The sequence below is a fragment of the Streptomyces sp. NPDC017940 genome (genome assembly GCF_044328435.1).
Classification (GTDB): domain Bacteria; phylum Actinomycetota; class Actinomycetes; order Streptomycetales; family Streptomycetaceae; genus Streptomyces.
On record NZ_JBIRHJ010000001.1, the window covers coordinates 51,373 to 73,306 of the forward strand.

Consider the following 21,934-nt stretch of genomic DNA (forward strand, 5'->3'; position numbering starts at 1 on the left):
GCCCGCGGTGCCGGTGCCCGCGGCCCGCGCGGGGGTCTTCGCCCCGGGCGCCGCGGGGGAGGACCTGATCGGCGCCGTCACCGCAGCAGCCTGTCCGCGACGCGGCCCGCTGCGCGCCCGTCGTCCAGGTCGCAGTACGCCTCGCGGAACGCCGCGTACGCGTCCGCGTGCCGTCGGGTGACGGCGTCGAGGTCGCGCAGGGCGTCGACGACCTCGGCGGTGGAGGTCAGCAGCGGGCCCGGCGCGCCGTTCTCGAAGTCGAGGTAGAAGCCGCGGACGGTGTCGCGGTAGTGCTCCAGGTCGTAGGCGTGGAAGAGCATCGGGCGCCCGGTGTGCGCGAAGTCGAACATCAGGGACGAGTAGTCGGTGATCAGCACGTCCGCCACCAGCAGGAGTTCGGACGCCCGGGGGTGAGCGGTGACGTCGCGGACGAAGGGCGCGCGGGCGCCGGGCAGGCGCCCCGACGTCAGCGGGTGTCTGCGTACGAGCAGGACGTGGTCGTCGCCGAGGCCGTCCTCGACGGCGCCGAGGTCCAGGGCCGGGTCGTGGCGGTACCGCCCCGCGCCGAAGCCGAGGTGGTCGCGGTAGGTGGGCGCGTACAGGACGACACGGCGGTCCGGGGCGAGGCCCAGTTCGCGCCGGACGCGCTCGGCGACCTTGCCGCGGTCGTCGGCGAACAGCACGTCGTTGCGCGGCGATCCGGCTTCCAGGACCTCGCCGTCGTAGCTGAGCGCGCGGCCCAGGTGGGGCGTCGCGAAGCGGCTGGGGGAGACCAGGACGCTCCACTGCGCGGCCAGGTGCGGCAGCCGGTCCAGGTGGCCGTGGTCGGCGTACAGGGTGTCGGTGAGGTCGGTGCCGATGCGCTTGAGGGGGGTGCCGTTCCAGGTCTGCACGACGGTCTGGCCCCGCCTGCGCCGGAAGAAGTCCGGCAGGTGCCCCGCGGTGACGATGCGGCGGCAGCGGGCCAGGGCCTCGTGGAACTCGGTGCTGTGCGCGGCCACGCCGCGCGCCCCCGCGGGCACCCGGGTCTGCTGGTCCTCGGTGACCCACAGGTGCTCGATGTCGGCGCCGCGCCGCACCAGCTCCTCGTGGACGGCGCGCGGCGAGTCGCCGTCGAAGTACAGGACGGCGTCCCGCAGCGCCCTGGTGCGCTCGCGCGGGTAGTGCTCGGTGCGCAGCCGGTGACGCCGGTACGCGCCGCGCTCGGTCGGCGCGAGGACCGACCCGGCGTCGATCACGAGCCGGTCGCCGAAGCGCCGGTCGGCGGTGAACCGCCGCCCCTGGAGCACCTGGTGGAACGGCAGCCCGGCCCCCGTCGAGGCAAGGACCCGCACCGGCACCCCCTGCCCGCTGTTCTCCACCTCGCGCAGGAACACGTACCAGCGGCCCTCCCGCAGCACCCCGCCCCCGGGCGCCACCACCGCGCGGAACCGGTCGCCGGTCAGCTCCACCGGCACCGTCACCTCGTCGTCGCGGCCGCTGTGCCGCAGGACGAGGACGGCCGACGGCCAGCTCGCCTCGGTGGCGGAGCCCTCGATCTCCAGGGCGCCGTCGGCGGACCACACGACCCGGTCCGCGATGGGCCGCCGGGTCAGCTCCACCACCAGGTTGCCGCGGTCGTCGGCGGTGGTGCACAGCTCACGGCCGGGCCGGGTCGCGTACCGCCCCGGCGGCAGGTCGGTGACCGCCGCGAGGGGCAGCGTGGAGCCGTCGGGGAGTTCGAGCGCGGCCTGCCAGCGGTCGCTGTGCGGCGGTTCCACCTGGGCGGGGGCGTGGTGCGGTGAGGGCGGCACGGCCTCCAGGTCGGGCAGGTGGACGCGGGCCTCGAAGCGGTCGTCGACGACGGCGACCGGGAAGTCGAGCCGGGTACCGCCGGGGTGGGTGAGGCGCAGCGCCCTGGGGCGGGCGTGTCCCGGCAGGCTGCCGGTGAGCACCACGTCGCCGCCGTGCCCGCGATGGCCCTCGACCCGGGCCGCGTACTCCTGGACGCGCAGCACGAGCCTGCCCTTGCTGAAGCCGAGCACCACCCGCACCCCGTCGCCGAGGTCGTGCACCAGGGACTGGGTGCGGGAGCGGTCCCGGGCGCGGACGGCGGCGTGGCGCACGACGCCGTGGCCCGCGACGACCACGCCGAGCAGCCAGTTGCCCGGCCGCCACCTGCCGCCGGTCCGCAGCCGCTGCGGGTCGACGGTCATCTCGAAGCCGGACAGGTCGTAGCAGTGCAGATGCTGCTCGGAGTGCTCGGTGGCCTCGGGCGCGGGCACGGTCGCGACCGGCACCCACCGGTAGCGGCCCCTGCTGTGGGCCGCCTTGAGCAGCCCGGTCCTCACCGACTGCGCGGGCCGGGCCGCGTCCAGGTTGCGCAGGTGCGCGTAGCCGCTGATCCGCAGGAGCCCGTCGGCCCCCCAGCGTGCCTCGCCGAGGCGTGCCACGGCGGGCAGTTCGTCGCGGCCGAGCCGGGCGATCTCGGGGGGAAGGCCCTCCACCCCCGGGTACTCGGCGTACTTGCGCACGGCGCCGCGCACCGCGAACGTGCCCTTGCCGCCGCGCCGTTCGTGGTCGAGCAGCTCGATCAGCTCACCGGTGCGCCGCTCCCGCACCAGGTGCCACTTCACGCGCAGATCCGCCGGGAGCCGCCGCAGGACCTCCGGGTCCGCCGCGCGCAGGAAGCCGGCGGTGCCCTCCAGGAACGCCGCCCGGTACTCGGGGCCGCCCATCGGCAGCGCCTCCAGGAAGTACACGAAGTCGTCGCGCAGGCACGAGACGTCGTACGTGGACTTCAGCCCGGGCGCCTGTCCGGCCAGGAAGGTGCTGACGTGGGCGCACGCCGCGATGCGGTCCCGCACGCCCTTGACGTCGGTGCGCCGCCGGGTGATCGAGCCCTCGCGCACCCGCCAGTAGTAGACGTGGTCGTGGAGCACGTCCACGGAGGAGGCGAGGAAGTGCGCCGGGATCATCACCGGGGTGTCCTCGTAGAGCCGTCCCTCGGGGAACTCGAAGCCGTGCCGGTCCCAGAAGGCGCGCCTGAAGACCTTGTTCCAGGCGACGCGGTCGGCGAGCAGGGCCAGGTCACGGCTGATGTGGGTACGGGTGCGCGGCGCGGTGAGCCACTGGTACTGCCAGGCCTGCGAGCGGCCGCGGTCGGTGAGCCGCCAGACGTTGCCGCTGGCGAAGTCGGAGCCGCTGGCGTCCAGGCTCGCGATCAGGCGGGCGTAGGCGTCGTGCGGCACGATGTCGTCGCTGTCCACGAACGTGAGGTACTCGGCGCTCGGGTGGGCGTGCCGCACCCCGGTGTTGCGGGCGGCGCTCAGGCCCGCGTTGGGCTGGCGGACGTAGACGAAGCGGGGGTCGCGGGTGGCGAATTCACGCGCGATGCGCGGACTGGAGTCGGTGGAGCCGTCGTCGACGAGGACGGCTTCGATGCCGCCGTCCAGAGTCTGCCGGGCGATCGACTCAAGGCACTCCTGCAGAAACTCCTCGACGTTGTAGATGGGCACGACGACGGTGAGTCGGGGCTGCACGGCGACCGGCCTTTCGTAGGAGTATGGGTGGCGCTACGACCTAGTACGGGCGTATTCACCCTTTTTGCCCGACACGATCAACTTCTGTGCGCCCGCTCACCCCATCGAGGTGCCCGATCACCCCATCGAGTGAGGCGCGGTCTTCGACACGGCGTGCACGTGTGGCTACGGTCGGTACTCATGCCGTGCTTCTCAGTCGTCGTGCCCGCCCACCGCGTCCAGGGCTACCTCCGGGAGTGCCTGGAGTCCGTGCTCGACCAGTCCTTCAAGGACCTCGAACTGGTCGTCGTCGACGACGACTCGCCGGACGCGGGGGCCGCGATCGCCGCGGAGTATGCGCAGCGCGACCCCCGGGTGCAACTGGTCCGCCTGCCCGAGCGGCGGGGCATCGGCGCCGCCCGCGACATCGGCGCCGAGCGCGCCACCGGCCAGTGGCTGCTGTTCCTCGACGGCGACGACGTCCTGCTCCCCGGCGCCCTCGCGGCCCTGGACGAAGCGCTGCGCGGCCCCTCCGAGGACGTCGACGTGCTGCTCTTCGGCCACGACCGCGTCGACTGGTGGGAGACGGTGCGCCGCCCGGTCGGCGAGGACGTCACCGGCGACCCGCTCGCCGTGACCGTCGCCGCCTGGAACCGCGTCGTGCGCCGCTCCTTCTGGTCCGCGCACGCGCTCGCCTTCTCGGCAGGGCCCTACGAGGACGTGGTGCCGGTGCACCAGGCGACGCTGGCCGCGGGGGAGCGCGTCGGCGCCCTGGACCGGGTGTGCGTGCGCTGGCGCGAGCGGCGCGGCGGCAGCTTCGCGAAGTCACCGGGCCGGGCGCACTTCGCGGTCGTCGGGCGGTACGAGGAGCTGTTCGCCGCGGGCACCGAGGTGACGGCCCGGCTCTTCCCGTACGCCGTCGACCACATCCTGGCCGTCCTCGACGACCCGGGCCGCATCCAGCCCGGCGACCGCGCCGCGTACTTCCGTGCCGCCGCCGCCATGCTGCGCGCCCACCGCCCCGGCGGCTACGTCACGGTGACCGACCGGCAACGCGCCCTGCTGTCCGGCTCGTACGCCACCTACCGCGGCCTCGCCCGCGCGGGCGGCCGCATGAAGGCCGTCCGCTCCGCGCTCGCCCGCCGCAAGAAGGCCGTCCGCGCCCGCGCCATGCGTGTCACCTACCGCGCCGACCTGCGCCGCTCCCTCGACCCGCACCTGGCCGTGTACGGCGCCTACTGGAACCGCGCCGTCAGCTGCAACCCGGCCGCCATCCACGCCAAGGCCCGCGAGCTCGCCCCGCACATCCGCGGGGTGTGGGTGGTCTCAAGCCGCCACAAGCACCGGGTGCCGCCCGGCGTCGAGTACGTCATCGAGGGCTCGCGGCGCTACTGGCAGGCGATGGCCCGCGCCACCTACCTCGTCAACAACTCCTCCTTCCCCGGCGGCTTCACCAAGCGCCCCGGCCAGGTCTACCTCCAGACCCACCACGGCACGCCCCTGAAGAAGATGGGCCTCGACCAGCGCCGCTACCCCGCGGGCACGCACGGCATCAGCTTCCAGAAGGTCCTCGACCACACCGACCAGTGGGACTACAGCCTGTCCGCGAACCCGCACTCCACCGAGGTGTGGGAACGCGTGTACCCGGCGGCGTACCAGGCCCTGGAGGCGGGCTACCCCCGCAACGACGTGTACTTCACGACGGGGCCCGACGACACCGCCAAGATCCGCGCCGACCTCGGCATCCGCCCCGGTGTGCGCGCGCTGCTCTACGCCCCCACGCACCGCGACTACCAGAAGGGCTTCCTGCCCCGCCTCGACCTGGAGCGGTTCGCGGCCGCCCTCGGCCCCGACCATGTCGTCCTGGTCCGCGCCCACTACTTCTACGGCGCCGACGCGGGCCTCGCCGCGCACCCGAACCTGATCGACGTCACCGGGCACGCGCGCGTGGAGGAGCTGTGCCTGGCCGCCGACGCCCTGGTCACGGACTACTCCTCCATCATGTTCGACTACGCCTGCCTGGACCGCCCGATCGTCACCTACGCCCCCGACTGGCAGGCCTACCGCCTGGCCCGCGGCACCTACTTCGACGTGCTCTCGGGCCGCCCCGGCGAGACACCGGGCGCCCTCGCGACGACCCAGGACGAGCTGTCCGCGCTCTTTCGCGACGGCGGCTGGGACACGGAGGAGACGACGCGCCTCCGCGCGGCGTTCCGGGCGCGGTTCTGCCCGTACGACGACGGAGGAGCCGCCGAGCGCGTGGTGCGGCGGCTCTTCCTGGCCTGAACCCGGACCGGCCGGTCTGCGCGGCGGGCGTGCCTCAGCCGGCGGGGGCGCGCTCGTAGGGCGAGCGCACCGGGAAGTACGCCGTCAGGAACGAGCGGACGGCGAGCGCCATCTCCTGGTCGGACATGCCGCTGTCGGGCGACTCGCCGATGCAGAACGCCGTCTTGTTGCGCGACTGGAGGAGCTGCCCGAGCCGCGCGTGGTCGGCGCGCCTGCCGATGTCCACGAAGTCGTAGCTGAGCCCGCCCGGCACGGCGCGCCCGGTGAGGTACGCGTAGTGCTGGTGCAGCGACGACACCAGGGAGTAGTCGTCGTTGCAGCGGAACCGGCTGCGGGAGGTCGCCGTCAGCTCGTCCGCGTACCGCTCGGTGAGCTCCTGGAGGATGCTGCGGCGCAGCGCGTACGGCACGTGGTAGAAGCAGTGCGTCGCGGTCCGGCCGAAGTCGCGGCGCAGCAGCTCCCGGTTGTTCTTCGCCGCCGCCAGATAGCCCTCGTCCGCCGCGGACACCGGCAGCGGCGGCACGGGCATGGACGACCAGAAGAACCTGGGCAGCCCGGAGCCGAGGAAGAAGGTGCCCGGGGTCGTCGGGCGGCCGAGGAACATGTCGTCGTTGAAGTACAGGAAGTGCTCCGCGAGGCCCTCGACGCGGTGCAGCTGGGTCTCGATGGCGTGGGAGTTGAAGGTCGGCAGGGCGTCCTGGTCGGCGAACAGGTCCCGGTGGTCGACGACGGTGAGGCCGGGGTGGTCCCGGTCCAGCCAGTTCGGGACCTGCCCCGCGGTGACCAGGTACACGTGCCGCACCCAGGGCGCGTACATGGCGAGTGAGCGCAGCGAGTAGCGCAGTTCGTCGCGGTTGCGGAAGCGGACGGTGCCGGTGTCGGGGGAGGAGTCGGTGCTCGCGCCAGGACCCGCGCCGCTCGCCTCGGCCAGCGCGGCGGCGCGGGCCGCCCGCCAGCCGGGGTCGGTGTCGTCGACCCAGGTGTAGACGGCGTCGACGGGGAAGTCGACGTCGTTCATGAGGACCTCGGTGAAGACACCGGGGGTGGGGTAGGTACGAGCGCCCACGCGCAGTTCGGCGGTGGGCGCGAGGGAGGGCAGCTCGGCTCCGGCGAGGGTGCCGCCGAAGGGGGCGCGGCGCGCGGTCCGGGCGGCCGGGGCGTCCGTCGCCGGGGTGTCCGGCGTGCGGGTGTCGGGCGCGGGGGTGTCCGGGGTGGGGGCGTCCGGCGTGGGCGGGCGGGTCCAGAACGCCACCGTGCACGCCTGCTGCACGCCGTGGCGCAGCGAGAGCGTCGTCGTGGTCACCGGCTTGAACACCCGGACGCCCGCGAGCTCACCGATCCCGTCGAGGCGCTCGGCGAGCACCGACCCGGGCGCCGCGTCGCGCGGGCGCACCAGCTCGGCGTAGACCGGCTGCCCGTGCAGCGACTCCGCGAGCGCCTTCAGGGCCCGGTCGCGGTCGTCCTCGTCCACGGCGAGGGTGTGCGCGCAGCCGCCGGTGCGCACCAGGACGTACGGCACCTGACGCGACTCCAGGGCGGCCGCGGTGAGTTCGAGGTTCAGGGCGGCCATGCGCGGTGCCAGCACGTCGTCGCGGCACTCCGCGAGGCGGCCGACCGAACGGATCACGCCGCCGTCGGGGGCGGCGGCGGCGATCTCGTCCTCGCGGGCCTTCTCGTCGGCGCTCGCGGCCGCGTCGAAGGCGTGCGGCGCCGTCGGCCGGAAGCCGCACCCGCCGGACGCCACCCCGAGCGCCACCCGGTCCGCGCGCGCCGCCGCCCGCTCGGGACGGTCACGGCCCGCCACGAGCCGCGTGTACAGCTCCTCCCACTGCGCCGTCACACCGGCGGAGGAGAACCGCTCGTACACGCCCTCGCGGGCGGCGCGCGCACAGGACCGGCGCAGGGTGTCGTCGGTCATCAACTCGGACATGGCGTGCGCGAGTTCGTCGATCTCACCGGGTGGTACGAGCAGTCCGTCGACGCGGTGGCGGACGATCTCCGCCGGGCCCGTGAGGACGTCGTACGCGACCACGGGCACCCCCGCGGCGAGCGCTTCGAGGAGCACCAGCGGGAACGCCTCGTTGTGGCCCGCGGTCATCAGGGAGAGGCCCGCCTTGGCCCATTCGGCGGCCATGTCCTGGCACGGACCGAGGAGTTCGACCCGGTCCTGGAGCCCGAAGCCGTCCACCAGGCGGCGCAGGCTCTGCTCGCGGTGGCCGCCGCCGAAGACGCGCAGCGTCCACTCCGGATGGGCGTCGGCCAGCTGTGCGAACGCGCGGACGGCGTGGTCCACGCGCTTCTCGCCGGTCAGGCGCGCGGCCATGACGATGACCTTGCTCTCGCCGTCGGCGCGCGGCCGGAAGCCGTCCGGTACGGCGTTGGGGATCACGGCGAGTTCCGGTGCGCTCGCGCCGAGGGACTCCGCGATCCAGTCCCGGGTCCGCCCGGTCAGCGTGACCAGGGCGTCGAGGCGCGGCGCGTGCAGGAGCAGCGGCTCGCCGGAGCGGCCGCGGCGCTGCGTCGGGCGGTGCTCCTGGTGCACGGTCACCACCCGCCCGTGCACCACATCGACGGCGGCGGCGAGCAGGGCCGGGGTCGTCGTGACCAGGACGTCCGTGTCGAGCGCGCCGAGCGCCGCGGTCAGCTCCACGTCACTGAGCCGGTCGAACGCCGACTCCCAGGCCGGGTCGATCAGTTCGCTCGGCAGCGCGGCGAGGGTGCGGCACGCCGCCTCGTCGAGCCCCGACGCCCGTACGGGCCGCTCCGGCGTCACCGTGCGGTCGATGAGGTACCGCACGCGGACCTGTCGCGCCTCGGGGAAGAACGGCTCGGCCCTGGTGCGGAAGACGGAGAGTACCCGCACGTCGTGCCGCTCGGCGAGGTGCAGCGCCTGGGTGTACGTGGCGAGCTCGGTGCCGCCCATCTCGTCGCCCCAGCCGAGCAGGTACGTGATCTTCATGAGGTCTCCTCGGTGATGTCCAGGCAGGTGACGGCGAACGCGCCGGACGCGGTGAGGTGCGGGTGCGTGCGCACCATGCGGCCGTCGGGCAGCGCGACGAGCCGGAACGGCGTCGGGAAGGCGGCCGGCAGATCGCGTACGTCGGTCAGGCGGCGCCCCAGCGGCAGCTCGCCGACGCGGAAGTCCCACACCCACTGGCCCGGCCCCGCGCCCGCCATCGCGGCGAGCGGCAGCGGGAAGCGGAACCCGGTGCCGTCCCAGTCGAGTCCGACCGGTACGACGACGCCGTCACGGCGGCGCACGGCCCGCCCGGCCAGGGCCGCGAGGGCCCGCTCCCCGGGGCCCGCCACCACTCGCCCGTACACCGTGATCCCGTCCCCGCGCGGCTCGAACCGCACCAGCTCCGCGCGCGTCGGCGACCGCGTCACCTGCACCGCCGCCCTGCCGCCGCGGCAGCGCACCACCCGCATGAGGGTGCCGGTGCGCGGGCTCGGCGCGTGCGGGGTCGTGGGTCCTCGCGGCGCGCCGCCCGCACCGGCGCCTTCGGCGGCGAGTGCGAACCCCCGCCGCCGTACCCGCCCGCCCTCGTCCGCCGTCACCACCGTGAGCCGCCAGACGCCGTCGCCGAGGAGGGGGGCCGGGGCGGGGGCCCCCGGGGCGCGGGTGGCGTCCAGGGCGTCGTGCAGGGTGGCCGTCGCCGTCAGGAGGGGGCTGCCGTCGGTGTCCCGTTCGACGGCGAGCGGGACCCGGAAGCGGCGGTGGCCGCGGGTGATCAGGAGCTCCGCGGACCGCGTCCCCGGCTCGGGCGCGGCCAGGGCCAGGTTGAGGGTGCGGCTGTCCCGCAGCGAGAGGTGCGCGGGCGGCGGCAGGAGCGGCTCGCGCCCGCTGTCGCGCCCGGCGGCCGCCCGCTCCAGGCGGAACCGCGTGCTGCGCGCACGGGCGGCGGCGCGGCGGGCCCGGGGGGCCAGGGCGGACTGGAGGGCGGGGAGTGCCAGGAGGGTGGCCAGTGCGGAGAGGGCGGGGTGCCGGGGGTGCGGGGGGTGCCGGGGGTGACCGGGGTGCCCGGGGTCACCGCGCTCCCCGGGGTGCCCGGGGTGCCCGGGGTGCCCGGGGTCACCGGGGTCGCTGGGGTGCCCGGGGTCACCGGGGTGGCCGAAGGAGGCATGGGGGTGCATTGCCCTACTTTGGCGCTATTCACCCGGAATTCATCGGTACGGCACGCGCCCGGTGCCGTACCGCCTCCTCGAAACTCCCGCCGCCCCCTACGTCACCTGCCTCTCACTTCACCGCACCGGCCATGACACCGGACACGAACTGACGCTGGAAGGCGAAGAACACCGCCAGCGGAATGACCATCGAGATGAACGCGCCCGGCGCCAGGATCTGCACGTTGTCACCGAAGAACCGCACCTGCTGCTGGAGCGCCACCGTGATCGGCGGGCTGCCCGCGTCGGCGAAGATCAGCGCGATCAGCATGTCGTTCCACACCCACAGGAACTGGAAGATGCCGAGCGAGGCGATGGCGGGCGCGCCGAGCGGCATCACCACGCGCAGGAACAGACGCAGCTCACCGGCGCCGTCCAGGCGCGCGGCCTCCAGCAGCTCCCGCGGGATCTCCGCGAAGAAGTTCCGCAGCAGGAAGATCGCGAACGGCAGGCCGAAAGCGGTGTGGAAGAGCACCACGCCCGTCGTCGACTCGAAGATGCCGATCTCCCCGAACAGCTTGGCGACCGGAAGCAGCGCCACCTGCACCGGCACCACGAGGAGAGCGACCACGCCGAGGAACCACCAGTCGCGCCCGGGGAACTCCATCCACGCGAACGCGTACCCCGCCAGGGAGCCGATCACCACGACCAGCAGCGTCGCCGGCACGGTGATCGACACGCTGGTCAGGATCGAGTCGGTGATCGTCTCGTCCTCCAGCAGGTGGGAGTAGTTCTCGAAGGTCAGCTGCGAGGGCTTGCTGAAGACCTTCCACCAGCCGCTCTCACTCATGTCCGCGGGCGTCCGCAGCGAACCGAGCAGCAGCCCTAGCGTCGGCACCAGCCAGAAGAGGCCGACGACGACGAGGAACACCCGCAGCACGCTGCCGCTGACGACGGCGGCGATCCGGGCGCCCAGGGACTGCTCGACCTTCACGACCGTGACGCCCCGCGACGCGGGCGGCGCCGCCGTGCCCGCCCCACTCCCCGACGTGGTCCTCCCTGCCGTCATCGCCGACCCTCCCGCCTCATCCGCCGCAAATTGCTGTGTTCTCCCGGGGGACAACCCCCGGACCCCCGGCCGGGAGAGGGGTGCCGCGTCATCGCCGACCCTCCCGCCTCATCCGCCGCAAATTGAAGAGCATCACCGGAATCACCAGGAGGAACAGCAGTACCGCGATGGCGCTCGCCACGCCCGCGTCCCGGTCGCCGAACGCCGAGTTGTACAGCTGCACCGCGAGGACGTTCGACTCGTCCTTGGACGAGCCCGGCGGGATCACGAAGACCAGGTCGAAGATCTTCATCACGTTGATCATCAGCGTCACCACGACGACCGCGAGGACCGGTGCGAGCAACGGCACCGTGACCCGCCGGAACACCTGCCACTCGTTGGCACCGTCCACCCGCGCCGCCTCCAGGAGCTCCCGCGGCACGCTGGCAAGCCCGGCCGCGATCAGGACCATCGCGAACCCGGCCCACATCCAGATGTAGCTGCCGATGATGGCGGGCGTGATCAGGGACGGGCCGAGCCAGTCGACGCCGTTGTACGGCTCGCGGAAGTTGGACGCCGGATAGCGCAGCTGGGCCCCGTCCGCCTCCCCGGGCAGGGTGAACGTGCCGTCGGACGCGGCCTTCGTCGAGGCCACCACCTTGCCGTCCCTGACCGCCTCGATCCTGATGCCGGGGTAGCCGAACTCGGCGGCGTCCGGGGCGTTCACCCGGCCCCGGCCCTCGCCGCGGGTGAAGTCCTGCCAGGCGGTGCCGGTGACCTTGCCCGGCTCGGCCCGCGCGGGCTTCGCCGCGTCGGCGTCGTCGGGCATCCGGTCCGGCGGCACACCGGTCAGCGGGAGCACCACCGGCTCCCCGGCCCGCACCGGGTCCTTGGTGATGAACGCGCCGCCGCCCGCGCCCTTGAGGGGCGAGCGCGCGCCGGGATGGCCCTGCGGGAACCCCGACGACTCGGCGAACGTGTCGTGCACACCCACCCACAGGGCGTTGGCGACACCGCGGTCGGGGTCCGACTCGTACACGAGCCGGAAGATGATGCCCGCCGCCAGCATCGAGATCACCATCGGCATGAAGATGATGAGCTTGAACGCCGTGCCCCAGCGCACCCGTTCGGTCAGGACCGCGAAGACCAGGCCGAGCGCGGTGGTGAGGGCGGGGGCGGCGACCAGCCAGATCGCGTTGTTCTTGACGGCGGTACGGATCCCGTCGTCCGAGAACATCGTCTCGTAGTTGTCGAAGCCACTGAAGTCGCCGGCCTTGTCGAAGAAGCTGCGGCCGACGGAGTAGCCGATGGGGTAGAGCACGAGCGCGCCGAGCAGGACGAGGGCGGGCAGCAGGAACAGCGCCGCGATCGCCCTGCGGGTCCTGGTGACGCTCGTGCGGGGGCCGGTCCCGTGCGGGCCGGTCCTGGGGGTGTGCGGCGTCGCATCGGCCGGGGGCACCGCCGCGGTGCCCCCGGCGCCGGGGGTCGTCATCGCCCCGTCAGCTCTTCTTGTACGCCTTGGCCGCCGCGTCCTCCAGCGCACGCTGGGTGCCCGCGACGTCCTTCGGGTTCTTCAGGAAGTCCTGCAACGCCTTCCACTCGCCCTTGCCCGGCGTGCCGCCGAACGACTGCGGGGCCTGGTCCGACATGTCGAAGCGGATGTCGTCGCCCGCCTCGATCAGGGCGTCGGCGATGCCGCGCTGCACGTCGTTCGGGTACGCCTTCAGGTCGAGGCCCTTGTTGGGCGACACGAAGCCGCCCGCCTCCGCCCAGATCCGCGCCGCGTCCGGGGAGGCGAAGTAGGTGAGGAGGGCCTGCGCGCCCTTGCTGTCCTTCAGCGCGACGGCGGCGTCGCCGCCGACCACCGCGGGGGAGGCGTCCCCGACCGCGGGGAACGGGAAGACCTTCGCGTCCGTCCCCACCTTCGCCTTGGTCTCGGAGATGGCGAGCGAGACCATGTCGCCCTCGAAGACCATGCCCGCCTTGGGCTGGTCGCCGCCGGTGAAGGTCTGCTTCACGGAGGCGGGGAACTCGGTCTGCAACGCGTTGTCCGCGACGAACCCCTTCTTCCCGAAGAGCCCGCCGAGGGTCGTCAGCGCTTTCTTCACCGTCGGATCGGTCCACTTGATCTCGTGCTTCGCGAGCTGGTCGTACTTCTCCGGGCCCGCCTGCGAGAGATAGACGTTCTCGAACCAGTCGGTGAGCGTCCACGCCTCCGCGCCCGCCACGGACAGCGGCGTGACGCCCGAGTCGTACACGGTCTGCGCGGTCTTCATGAACGCGTCCCAGGTCTTCGGCTCCTGGACGCCCGCGTTGTCGAAGACCTCGGTGTTGTACCAGATCAGCGACTTGTTGGCGGCCTTGAAGTAGACACCGTACTGCTTGCCGTCCACCGCGCCGAGGTCCTGCCAGCCCTTGGCGTAGTTCTTGTCGAGCTGCTTCTGCGCCTCGGGTCCCACCGGCTTCGCCCACTTGTTGGCCACGGCCTGCTCGATGGCGCCCACCTGCGGCAGCATCGCCACGTCCGGCGGCTGCCCGCCCGCGACCTTCGACTCCAGGAAGCTGATGATGGGGTCCTGTGCCGGTACGAAGGAGACCTCGGCGCCCGTACGCTTCTCGAACTCGTCCAGGACCTTCAGGAACACCTTGCGCTCGGCGCCGCCCCACACGGCGGACACCGACACCTTCTCGCCGTCCAGCTTCGGCAGTCGAACGGTGGCCGCGTCCTCCTTGCCGCCGGCGCCCTCGCCCTTGTCCTTGTCGCCGTCGCTGTCGCCGCCGCACGCACTGAGGCCCAGTGCGAGGGCGGCCACGGCGGCGGAGGCGACCACCTTGGCGGCCGCCCCGCGCGGACGACGAGCACGGCGTGCGTGCGGAGTGCGTGTGCGTGTGCCTGTAGCGAGCCTGCTGCGCATCACTGCCCCGTTCTCTACCCCGACCGGTCCGGTTCTGGTCCCGTTCGGTCTGTCTACGCCCGGGCGGTGAGGGGCGGCAAGATGGTCTACGGAGTCAACTCGGTGATCGTAATGGGCTTGTGACGTGGTGTCACCTGGCGGGGGCCTTCTGCTGGCGGGGGCGCCCTGGCGGTTCCACACGGCTCGGGCCCACCGCCGCTACCGCGGGCCGGGTCCGCCGCCGCTGCGTGTGGGCCGGGTTCGCCGTTGCTGCGGCGCCTTGGGTCTACCGCCGCTGCGCGGCGGTTCGTCCCGCCCGCCCGCCCGTGCAGGTAGGCGGCGTCTGACCCGCCACTACCGGTTCGGCCGACTCCGCGGGCAGCTGGGCGCCGGGTCCCCTGCGGGTAGCTGGGCCATCCTCCTGGGATTAGCTGGGCCGCCCCGCGTGGCCCGGGTCCGCTGCCGCTGCGGCGCCTTGGGTCCGCCGCCGCTGCGCGCGGGGGTTCATCCCGCCCACCCGTCCGTGCAGGTATGCGGCGCCTGACCCGCCGCCACCGGTTCGGCTGGCTTCGCGGGCAGCCGGACGCTGGGCCCCCTGCGGGCAGCTGGGTCGCCCCGCGCGGCCCGGGTCCGCTGCCGCTGTGCGCGGCTCAGGTCCGCCGCCGCTGCGCGGCCCGTCCGTGCAGGTATGCGGCGTCTGACCCGCCGCCAGCGGTTCGGCCCGCTCCGCGGGCGGCCCTGCGCCGGGCCCCCTGCGGGCAGCCGGGCACCCCCCTGCGGGCAGCCGAGCCACCCCTCCCTGTGGGCAGCCGAGCCGCCCAGAGGGCGAGTGGGGTAGCCCCTGCCCGAGCGTAGCCGGGAGAGGCAAGGTGGGCACAGCCCCTGCGTACGGTCCGGAGATGTGGGCGTAAGGGCATGTGCGGCGGTGCGCCCGCACGGCGGTGCGCCCGCACGGCGTTGCGCCCGCACGCCGGTGGGGCCGCACGCCCGCACACCCGCACGCCCGCACGGCGGCTGCCGCGGGCGGTGGCGGTGCGGGGCGGTGGGAAGCCTCAGAGGAGGGACGGGGTCCGTTCCGTGGTGACGGATCGTGCGGCGCGGTCCAGGGCACTGGCCAGGAGGGCCAGGTCCGTCGGCCCGTTCCCCAGTTCGCGGACGGGCCGCCGAGCGGGCGGATCCCCCGCCCGTTCCCATTCGAGCGGCACCACGGTGGGCCGCAGGGTCGCCGTACGCGGAATCCGCCCCGTGACCCGCCCACCCTGGAAAGCGGCCTCCCGCCCGTCGGCCCCCCGCAGGACACCCCGCCCGGGAGCCGGATCCTCCGCCCCGCCCCCGACCGCGTCCAACGTGACCACGAGCCCGGCCCGCCGCCCCACCTCGGAGGCCCCGACCCGCTCGCCCCGCGCCGCCACCACCAGCTGCACCCCGAGCCGCTCCCCGTCCCTGGCCACCGCCTCAAGGGCCCGCACCACGGAACCGGCGGCCGGCCGGCCCGGCGACCCCAGGGCGGGCGCTAGCAGCGCGTCGAAGTCGTCCACCAGCACGACGAGCCGCGCCAGGGGCGGTCCGGACTCGGCCTGCACGGCTCCCGCGGGCCGCAGCCGCAGCGTGGCACTCGTCTGCACGTCGGCGAGATCCCCACCGGCCGCCGCCTCCGCCCCCTCCACACCCTGCCGCCCGACGACAGCCCCGCCCCCGGCCCCAGCCCCAGCTTCGGTCCCGGCCGAGAGAACCGCTGACCCGCCGACACCCCCCGCTCCGCCGACCCCCGCAGCCCGCACCGCCCCGCCCGCAGGCCCCCCGGCCCGCTGCGGAACCAACCGCCCGGACACCTCCCGCCGCGTGTGCCACTCGGCGAACCCCACCCGGCCGAGCAGCTCCGCGCGCCGCTTCAGCTCCGCTGTCAGCGACTGCGCGAACTCCCGCATCCGTACGGGGTCGTTGGCGGTGAGATGGGTGGTCACGTGCGGCAGCTCCGTACAGGGCCGCAGGCCTTCGCCGGGGCGCTGCCCGGTGCCGCCCGCGCCGCCGCCGGGGCCGCCGTCGCGGCCGTCGACGAGGACGATCCCGAGCCGGTCCGGGCGCTCCGCCGCGGCCAGGGACGCCGCCACCGACCGCAGCAACTCCGTGCGTCCACTGCCCGCGGGGCCCTCGACCAGAAGATGCGGTCCGTCCGCGGCCAGGTCCACCACGACCGGGCCCCGCGCCCCCGCCCCGAGCACCGCCCAGGCCCGCCCGCCGAGCGCCTGGGCGTCGTCGGCGGCGGCCGCCCACCGCGCCATCAGCGAGGCTGGCGTGGCCCGGGCGAGCCCCAGCTCGTCCAGGAGCCGCGCCGACTGCGGCAACGGCGTCGCCACGCGCGCGTGCCCGGCCCCGCCCGCCCCGTCGGGCCGCAGGGGAGCGAGCGCCCGCGCGAACCGCTGCGCCCACGCCGCCGACACCGCGTCCACCACGGCCACCGTGCCGTGCCCCGCGGGCCGCCCCTCCACCGTGCGCAGCACCCGCAGGGCCGTCGCCACGTCCCCGCTGAGCAGCGCCGCGGCACCGCACGCGCGGAACGCGGGCGACACCTCGCACGCCTCCTCGTACGTATCCGGCACCGGTGACACGGGGAAGGCGGCCGCCGTCTCGGCCAGGCACACCACATGGATGCCCGCCCGCGCCCCTTCGCGGGCCAGCCGCGCCGCGGCCTCCCGCAGGTCCGCCGCGCCCGGGTCGCCGTCCACCACCACGACCGTGCGCGGCCCGGCCGCCACCGGGCCCGCGGCGGCACCGGTCGACTCCTCGGCGAAGAAGCTCCGTCCACCCGCTCCCGCCTCCGCGGGCTCGTCCAGGCGGCGCAGCAGCTCACTCGTACGCGCCGCCGCCTGCTCGCGGTCGTACGCGAGGAGCAGCCGGCAGTCCTGTCCGCGGCCGGGCCTGACGTGCGGCAGCCAGCCGAGCCAGGACCACTCGTCGGCACGCTCCCGCGCCGTGCGCCCGCGGTCCGTGCTGATCAGGACGATCTCCAGGACGGCGGGGGAGTGCAGCGCGGCCAGCTGCGCGAGCACCGACCTCGCCAGGCCCGCTAGTCGCTCCCGGGGCCCCGCGAGCCCGAGCGCCCCCGCCTCCCGCAGGCTCACCGTCACCGGCACGGCCGGAAGGAGGCCCGCCGCGCCGGGTGCGGGCCGGTCCGTCGTACCGAGCCGCACGGCGAGGGCCTCCGGATGCGCGGGCCCGCGCTCCCACAGCCGCGCCCCCGGGCCGAGGGCCGCGAGCAGCAGCGCCGCCGCGTCGGGCCACACCTCGGGCGCCCCCGCACCGGCCTGCGCCCCGCCGACGCCCCCGCCCCCGCCCGCCTCCGCGTACACCTCACCGGGCCCCACGACGCCGTGGAGACCGGCGTGCGTCTCGTCGTACGAGGCATCCACGGTGTGCGGGGCATGTGGGGCGGGCGCGGCGTGCGGTGCGTACGCGGTGGAGTCGCGCGGATCGGTGTCGTACGCATCAGTGCCGTACGCCGCGTCGGTGCCGTACGCGTCCTGGGCGTCCCGCCTCCCGTCGCCGCGCTCCGCCCCGTCGCCCCGGCCCCCGGCCAGGCGCCGCGCCCACGCCGAGAGGCCACCGCGCTTGCGCGGCAGGCGGGGGGCGGTGGTGTCCCGCGGGGGCGCGCCCGTCCGGTGCCGCTCGAGGTCGGGCGTTCCGCCCTGCTGCGGCACCACCGCCCCCGGCGCCCCGGGATCGTCCCCGCGGCCGGGGGCCGCGGCACCGCAGCCCCCGGCCGCCGCCCCCCAGTCCGCCGAGCCGTACGCATGCTGGGTCGGGCCGTGCGCGGACGGCGGGGAACCCTCGGGAGCGCGGGGCGCGGGCACCGTGGCGCCACCTGCGTCTCCCGCGCCCCCCGGCGCGCTCTCGGGCAGCTGGGCGACGCGCACCCGCACATGGCCCTCCCCGTCCGGGGCGGTGGGCAGGGGGCCGTCCGGGACGCTGCCAATGGTCAGGCGCAGCACGGACTCGCCGATGCGCAGGAGGGAGCCGGAGGAGAGGGGGACGGGGCGGTCGCCGATCGCGCGGCCGTCGACCGTCGTGCCGTTCGTCGAGCCGAGGTCGGTGACCGTGACCCGGCCGTCGGGGGCGAGGGTGACCGCGCAGTGCACCCGGGACACGTCGGGGTCGTCGAGGGGCACGTCGGCCCGGTCGGAGCGGCCGACCTGGATCTGGCCGCCGTGCAGCAGGTGCACGCCGCCGGCGTCGGGGCCCGCGACGACATGCAGCCGCGTCGCGGCGTCGGCGAGCTCGGGGCCCGGCTCCGCGGGGGCGCCGACGGACAGGACGGCGCCGTCGATCAGGGGCGGCTCGCCGAGCGTGCAGCGCTGGAGGTCGAGACGGTCCGACTGCGCGTAAAGGACGGTGGGGCCTTCGCCGGCGCCGACGGCGGCGGCGAGGCCGGAGGCGACCGCGGCGAGCGCGGTCCCGGCGGGGGCGGTGACCAGCACGTCGCAGGCCGCCGCGGGGCGTCCCCCCGGCTCGGTCTGGCCGCCACGCGGCCCGAGGACGGTCAGCCGGATCTGCATCGCCGTCGGCGGTCCCTTCTGCCCTTGCCGCCCGGCACGGGGACTCGCGCTGTGATTCCCCCCACCGCGCACGGGCACGTCGGCCAGTACGGGAGCATCCTCGCACCTGCCACTGACAACCTGCCCGCCCCCCACCCACAAGTGATCTTGATTGTTCGGCTCTGCTCGCAAAAGTGTCCGCAAAGTGCCTGCTCGGACGGATGTGGGCGAGGGCAACAGATCTATTCGGGCGCCCGCAAGGAGGTCCCGGCAACCAACCGTGCCGGGCACGCGTCTTCCCTCCGAACACAGGTGCGTGCACGGGCCCGTGCCACCCCCCGGCGAACGCGAGATCATCGGACGGCGCCCCGTTCCACGGCACTACAGTGGGGCGGAACCACAGTCCGGAACCACAGTCCGGAAGCACCGTCCGGAACGACAGTCCGGAACAACGACAGTCCGGAACCCGGTCCGGGACCACGGTCCGGAGCCACGGGACCAGAGACCAGCCAGATCAGCAGGGAGCGCATGACGTGCGGCCGGTAGGCAGCAAGTACCTGCTCGAGGAGCCGCTCGGGCGCGGCGCCACGGGCACCGTCTGGCGAGCCCGCCAGCGGGAGACCGCGGGTGCCGAGGCGGCGGTGGCCGGGCAGCCCGGCGAGACCGTCGCGATCAAGGTCCTCAAGGAGGAGCTCGCCAACGACCCGGACGTGGTGATGCGCTTCCTCAGGGAGCGCTCCGTCCTGCTCAGGCTGACGCACCCGAACATCGTGCGGACCCGCGACCTCGTCGTCGAGGGCGATCTGCTCGCCCTGGTGATGGACCTGATCGACGGTCCCGACCTGCACAAGTACCTGCGGGACAACGGCCCGTTCACGCCCGCCGCCGCGGCCCTGCTGACCGCGCAGATCGCCGACGCGCTGGCCGCGAGCCACGCCGACGGCGTCGTGCACCGCGACCTCAAGCCCGCGAACGTCCTGGTCAAGCAGGACGCGAGCGGTATGCACCCGATGCTCACGGACTTCGGCATCGCCCGCCTCGCCGACTCGCCGGGCCTCACCCGCACCCAGGAGTTCGTCGGCACGCCCGCCTACGTCGCGCCGGAGTCCGCGGAGGGCCGCCCGCAGACGAGCGCCGTCGACATCTACGGCGCGGGCATCCTGTTGTACGAGCTGGTCACCGGCCGCCCGCCGTTCTCCGGCGGCTCCGCGCTCGAAGTCCTGCACCAGCATCTGAGCGCCGATCCACGCAGGCCGTCCACCGTGCCCGACCCGCTGTGGACGGTCATCGAGCGCTGCCTGAGCAAGGACCCCGACCGCCGCCCGAGCGCCGAGAACCTGGCGCGCGGTCTGCGCGCGGTCGCCGACGGCATCGGGGTGCACGCAAACGCCGCCCAGATCGCCGCCGCCGAGGGCGTGGCCGCACTGCTCGCCCCCGACCCCTCCCCGGCCCCGGTGCCGGACACCCCGGGCGCCGCCGACCCCACCCAGGTCCTGCCGAACACCAACGCGGGCGGGTACGACCCGGCCGCCGCCACCAGCGTCCTGCCGCACACCGGCGGACCCCAGGGCGCCGACCCCACGGCCGTCCTGCCGCCGGTGGGCCCGGGACAGGGCGGCGGCGACCCCGACGACCCGCACCCGTGGCAGAACCAGATGCGGGCGGCCCGCGACCGCAACGACCAGACCCAGGTGCAGTACCTGGACCCGAACCAGGACCCGCTGCGCCGCCGCCCCCAGCGCCAGGTGGCGCGCCCGCAGCAGCAGCCCCAGCCGTACGCCCCGCAGCACCAGCAGCAGCCGTACCCCCCGCAGCACCAGCCCCAGCCGTATACGCCCCCGGTGCAGCCGCGCCGTCGGACGCCGCAGCCGCAGCAGCCCCAGCCGTACACGCCGCCGCAGCAGCCCGCCCCGCAGCAGCCCGCGCCGCCGCCGCAGCCGGCCGCCCCGCGCCGGCGCCGCAGCGACAATCCCAACCGCACGCGCATCCCCGGCCTCGGCTGTCTCAAGGGCTGCCTCGTCATGCTCGTCATCCTGTTCGTCGCGAGCTGGCTGGTCTGGGAGCTGAGCCCGCTCCAGGACTGGATCGGTACCACAAAGGGGTACTGGGACCAGGTCAAGGACGTCTACCACACCGTCGGCGACTGGATGGGCAAGGTCGGCGGGAACTGACGCCGGGCCGGGTCCGGGCACCGGATCCGGCCGACTCTGTGGATTTGTCGACTCCTACGGGGTGATTTCCCGTGCGGATGTGATGGTTGGTGCCCTGGCCGCGTAGTTTTGGGCCCACACACATCCGTAGGAGCAGTCTTGGGACGGAAGATCGGCAGCCGGTACACGGCCCACCAGATCCTCGGGCGGGGCAGTGCCGGCACGGTGTGGCTCGGCGAGGGACTCGAGGGTCCGGTCGCCATCAAGCTGCTGCGTGAGGACCTGGCCTCCGACCAGGAGCTCGTCGGCCGCTTCGTCCAGGAGCGCACGGCACTGCTCAGCCTCGACCACGCGCGCGTGGTCGGCGTCCACGACCTCGTGGTCGACGGCAACGACCTCGCCCTCGTGATGGACCTGGTCCGCGGCACGGACCTGCGTACGCGCCTGGAGCGCGAGCGCAGGCTGGCCCCCGAGGCCGCCGTCGCCATCGTCGCCGATGTCGCCGACGCCCTAGCCGCGGCGCACGCGGCCGGGATCGTGCACCGCGACGTCAAGCCCGAGAACGTGCTCCTGGACATGCAGGGCCCTCTCGGCCCCGGCGGCGCGCACCCCGCCCTCCTCACCGACTTCGGGGTCGCCAAGCTCATCGACTCGCCGCGCCGGACTCGCGCCACGAAGATCATCGGTACGCCGGACTATCTGGCCCCCGAGATCATCGAGGGCCTGCCCCCGCGCGCGGCCGTGGACATCTACGCCCTCGCCACCGTCCTGTACGAGCTGCTCGCGGGCTTCACGCCGTTCGGCGGCGGGCACCCCGGAGCGGTGCTCAGGCGCCATGTCACCGAGACCGTGGTCCCGCTCCCCGGCATCCCCGAGGAGCTGTGGCAGCTGATGGTCCAGTGCCTGGCCAAGGCCCCCGCGTCCCGTCTTCGCGCCTCCGAGCTCGCCGCCCGCCTGCGTGAGCAGCTGCCGCTGCTCGCGGGCATGCCGCCCCTCGACGTCGACGAGCCGGACGCGGAGCCCGAGGAGTCCTACGAGGAGCAGGCGCCCCAGCCCCGCGAGAAGGCCCCCCGCCGGGGTGCCGTGCCCCTGGTGCCTGGCGCCGCGCCCGCGGACGCCAACCGGGACACCCACACCTCCATGCGCGTACCCGCCCCGGACGAGCTGGCCGGCGGTGCCCGGGGCACCGCGCGGGCCCCCCGCGCCGCGGGCGCCGTCCGCCCCGGCTCGGCCCGCCACCGGGCCTCGACGCGCCGCCGCCGGATCACGCTCGGCGTGGCCGGGGCGGCGCTGGCCGCCGCGGTGGGCGTCGGCGCCTGGTACGCCACCTCCGGCGACGAGTCCTCCCCGTCCACCCCGGACAACGGAAACTCGGCCCCGCCGGTTCCGTGAGCCCGGTCCTTGGCTCCGTAGGTCGCGC

General features: G+C 74.7%; 10 protein-coding genes. 3 read left to right on the forward strand and 7 right to left on the reverse strand.

Annotated features, from left to right (window positions below; all coding sequences use genetic code 11):
* Positions 1-77 precede the first annotated feature (77 nt).
* Positions 78-3,521 carry a CDP-glycerol glycerophosphotransferase family protein gene (locus tag ACH4DX_RS00195; RefSeq protein WP_398153424.1) on the reverse strand — a complete coding sequence of 1,148 codons (3,444 nt, stop codon included), beginning with the start codon at positions 3,519-3,521 and terminating at the stop codon, positions 78-80.
* Between the two features lie 180 nt (positions 3,522-3,701).
* On the opposite strand from ACH4DX_RS00195, the gene ACH4DX_RS00200 reads away from it, so the two are divergent.
* On the forward strand, positions 3,702-5,786 hold the full coding sequence (locus ACH4DX_RS00200) for a CDP-glycerol glycerophosphotransferase family protein (RefSeq protein ID WP_398153425.1): 2,085 nt from the start codon (positions 3,702-3,704) through the stop codon (positions 5,784-5,786).
* Between the two features lie 34 nt (positions 5,787-5,820).
* On the opposite strand, the gene ACH4DX_RS00205 is transcribed toward ACH4DX_RS00200, so the two are convergent.
* The 6 genes from ACH4DX_RS00205 to ACH4DX_RS00230 all read right to left on the reverse strand — a co-directional run bounded on the left by ACH4DX_RS00205 (position 5,821) and on the right by ACH4DX_RS00230 (position 18,385).
* Positions 5,821-8,745: a stealth conserved region 3 domain-containing protein gene (locus ACH4DX_RS00205; protein ID WP_398153426.1), complete on the reverse strand. Its 2,925-nt coding sequence runs from the start codon at positions 8,743-8,745 to the stop codon at positions 5,821-5,823.
* Entirely contained in the window at positions 8,742-9,920 is a 1,179-nt protein-coding gene (locus ACH4DX_RS00210) for a hypothetical protein (RefSeq protein WP_398153427.1), read from the reverse strand. Before ACH4DX_RS00210 ends, ACH4DX_RS00205 begins: the two co-directional genes overlap by 4 nt.
* A gap of 103 nt (positions 9,921-10,023) precedes the next feature.
* Positions 10,024-10,959 carry a carbohydrate ABC transporter permease gene (locus tag ACH4DX_RS00215; RefSeq protein WP_398153428.1) on the reverse strand — a complete coding sequence of 312 codons (936 nt, stop codon included), beginning with the start codon at positions 10,957-10,959 and terminating at the stop codon, positions 10,024-10,026.
* A gap of 88 nt (positions 10,960-11,047) precedes the next feature.
* Complete coding sequence (locus tag ACH4DX_RS00220; RefSeq protein WP_398153429.1) at positions 11,048-12,430, reverse strand: carbohydrate ABC transporter permease; 1,383 nt, start codon at positions 12,428-12,430, stop codon at positions 11,048-11,050.
* Between the two features lie 7 nt (positions 12,431-12,437).
* Positions 12,438-13,853 carry an ABC transporter substrate-binding protein gene (locus ACH4DX_RS00225; RefSeq protein ID WP_398153430.1) on the reverse strand — a complete coding sequence of 472 codons (1,416 nt, stop codon included), beginning with the start codon at positions 13,851-13,853 and terminating at the stop codon, positions 12,438-12,440.
* Positions 13,854-14,884: 1,031 nt separating this feature from the next.
* Positions 14,885-18,385, reverse strand: a complete 3,501-nt coding sequence (locus ACH4DX_RS00230; RefSeq protein WP_398153431.1) for an FHA domain-containing protein — start codon at positions 18,383-18,385, stop codon at positions 14,885-14,887.
* Between the two features lie 512 nt (positions 18,386-18,897).
* Here ACH4DX_RS00230 and ACH4DX_RS00235 point away from each other — a divergent pair.
* On the forward strand, positions 18,898-20,535 hold the full coding sequence (locus ACH4DX_RS00235; RefSeq protein WP_398153432.1) for a serine/threonine-protein kinase: 1,638 nt from the start codon (positions 18,898-18,900) through the stop codon (positions 20,533-20,535).
* Between the two features lie 138 nt (positions 20,536-20,673).
* Positions 20,674-21,906: a serine/threonine-protein kinase gene (locus ACH4DX_RS00240; protein WP_398153433.1), complete on the forward strand. Its 1,233-nt coding sequence runs from the start codon at positions 20,674-20,676 to the stop codon at positions 21,904-21,906.
* Positions 21,907-21,934 lie beyond the last annotated feature (28 nt).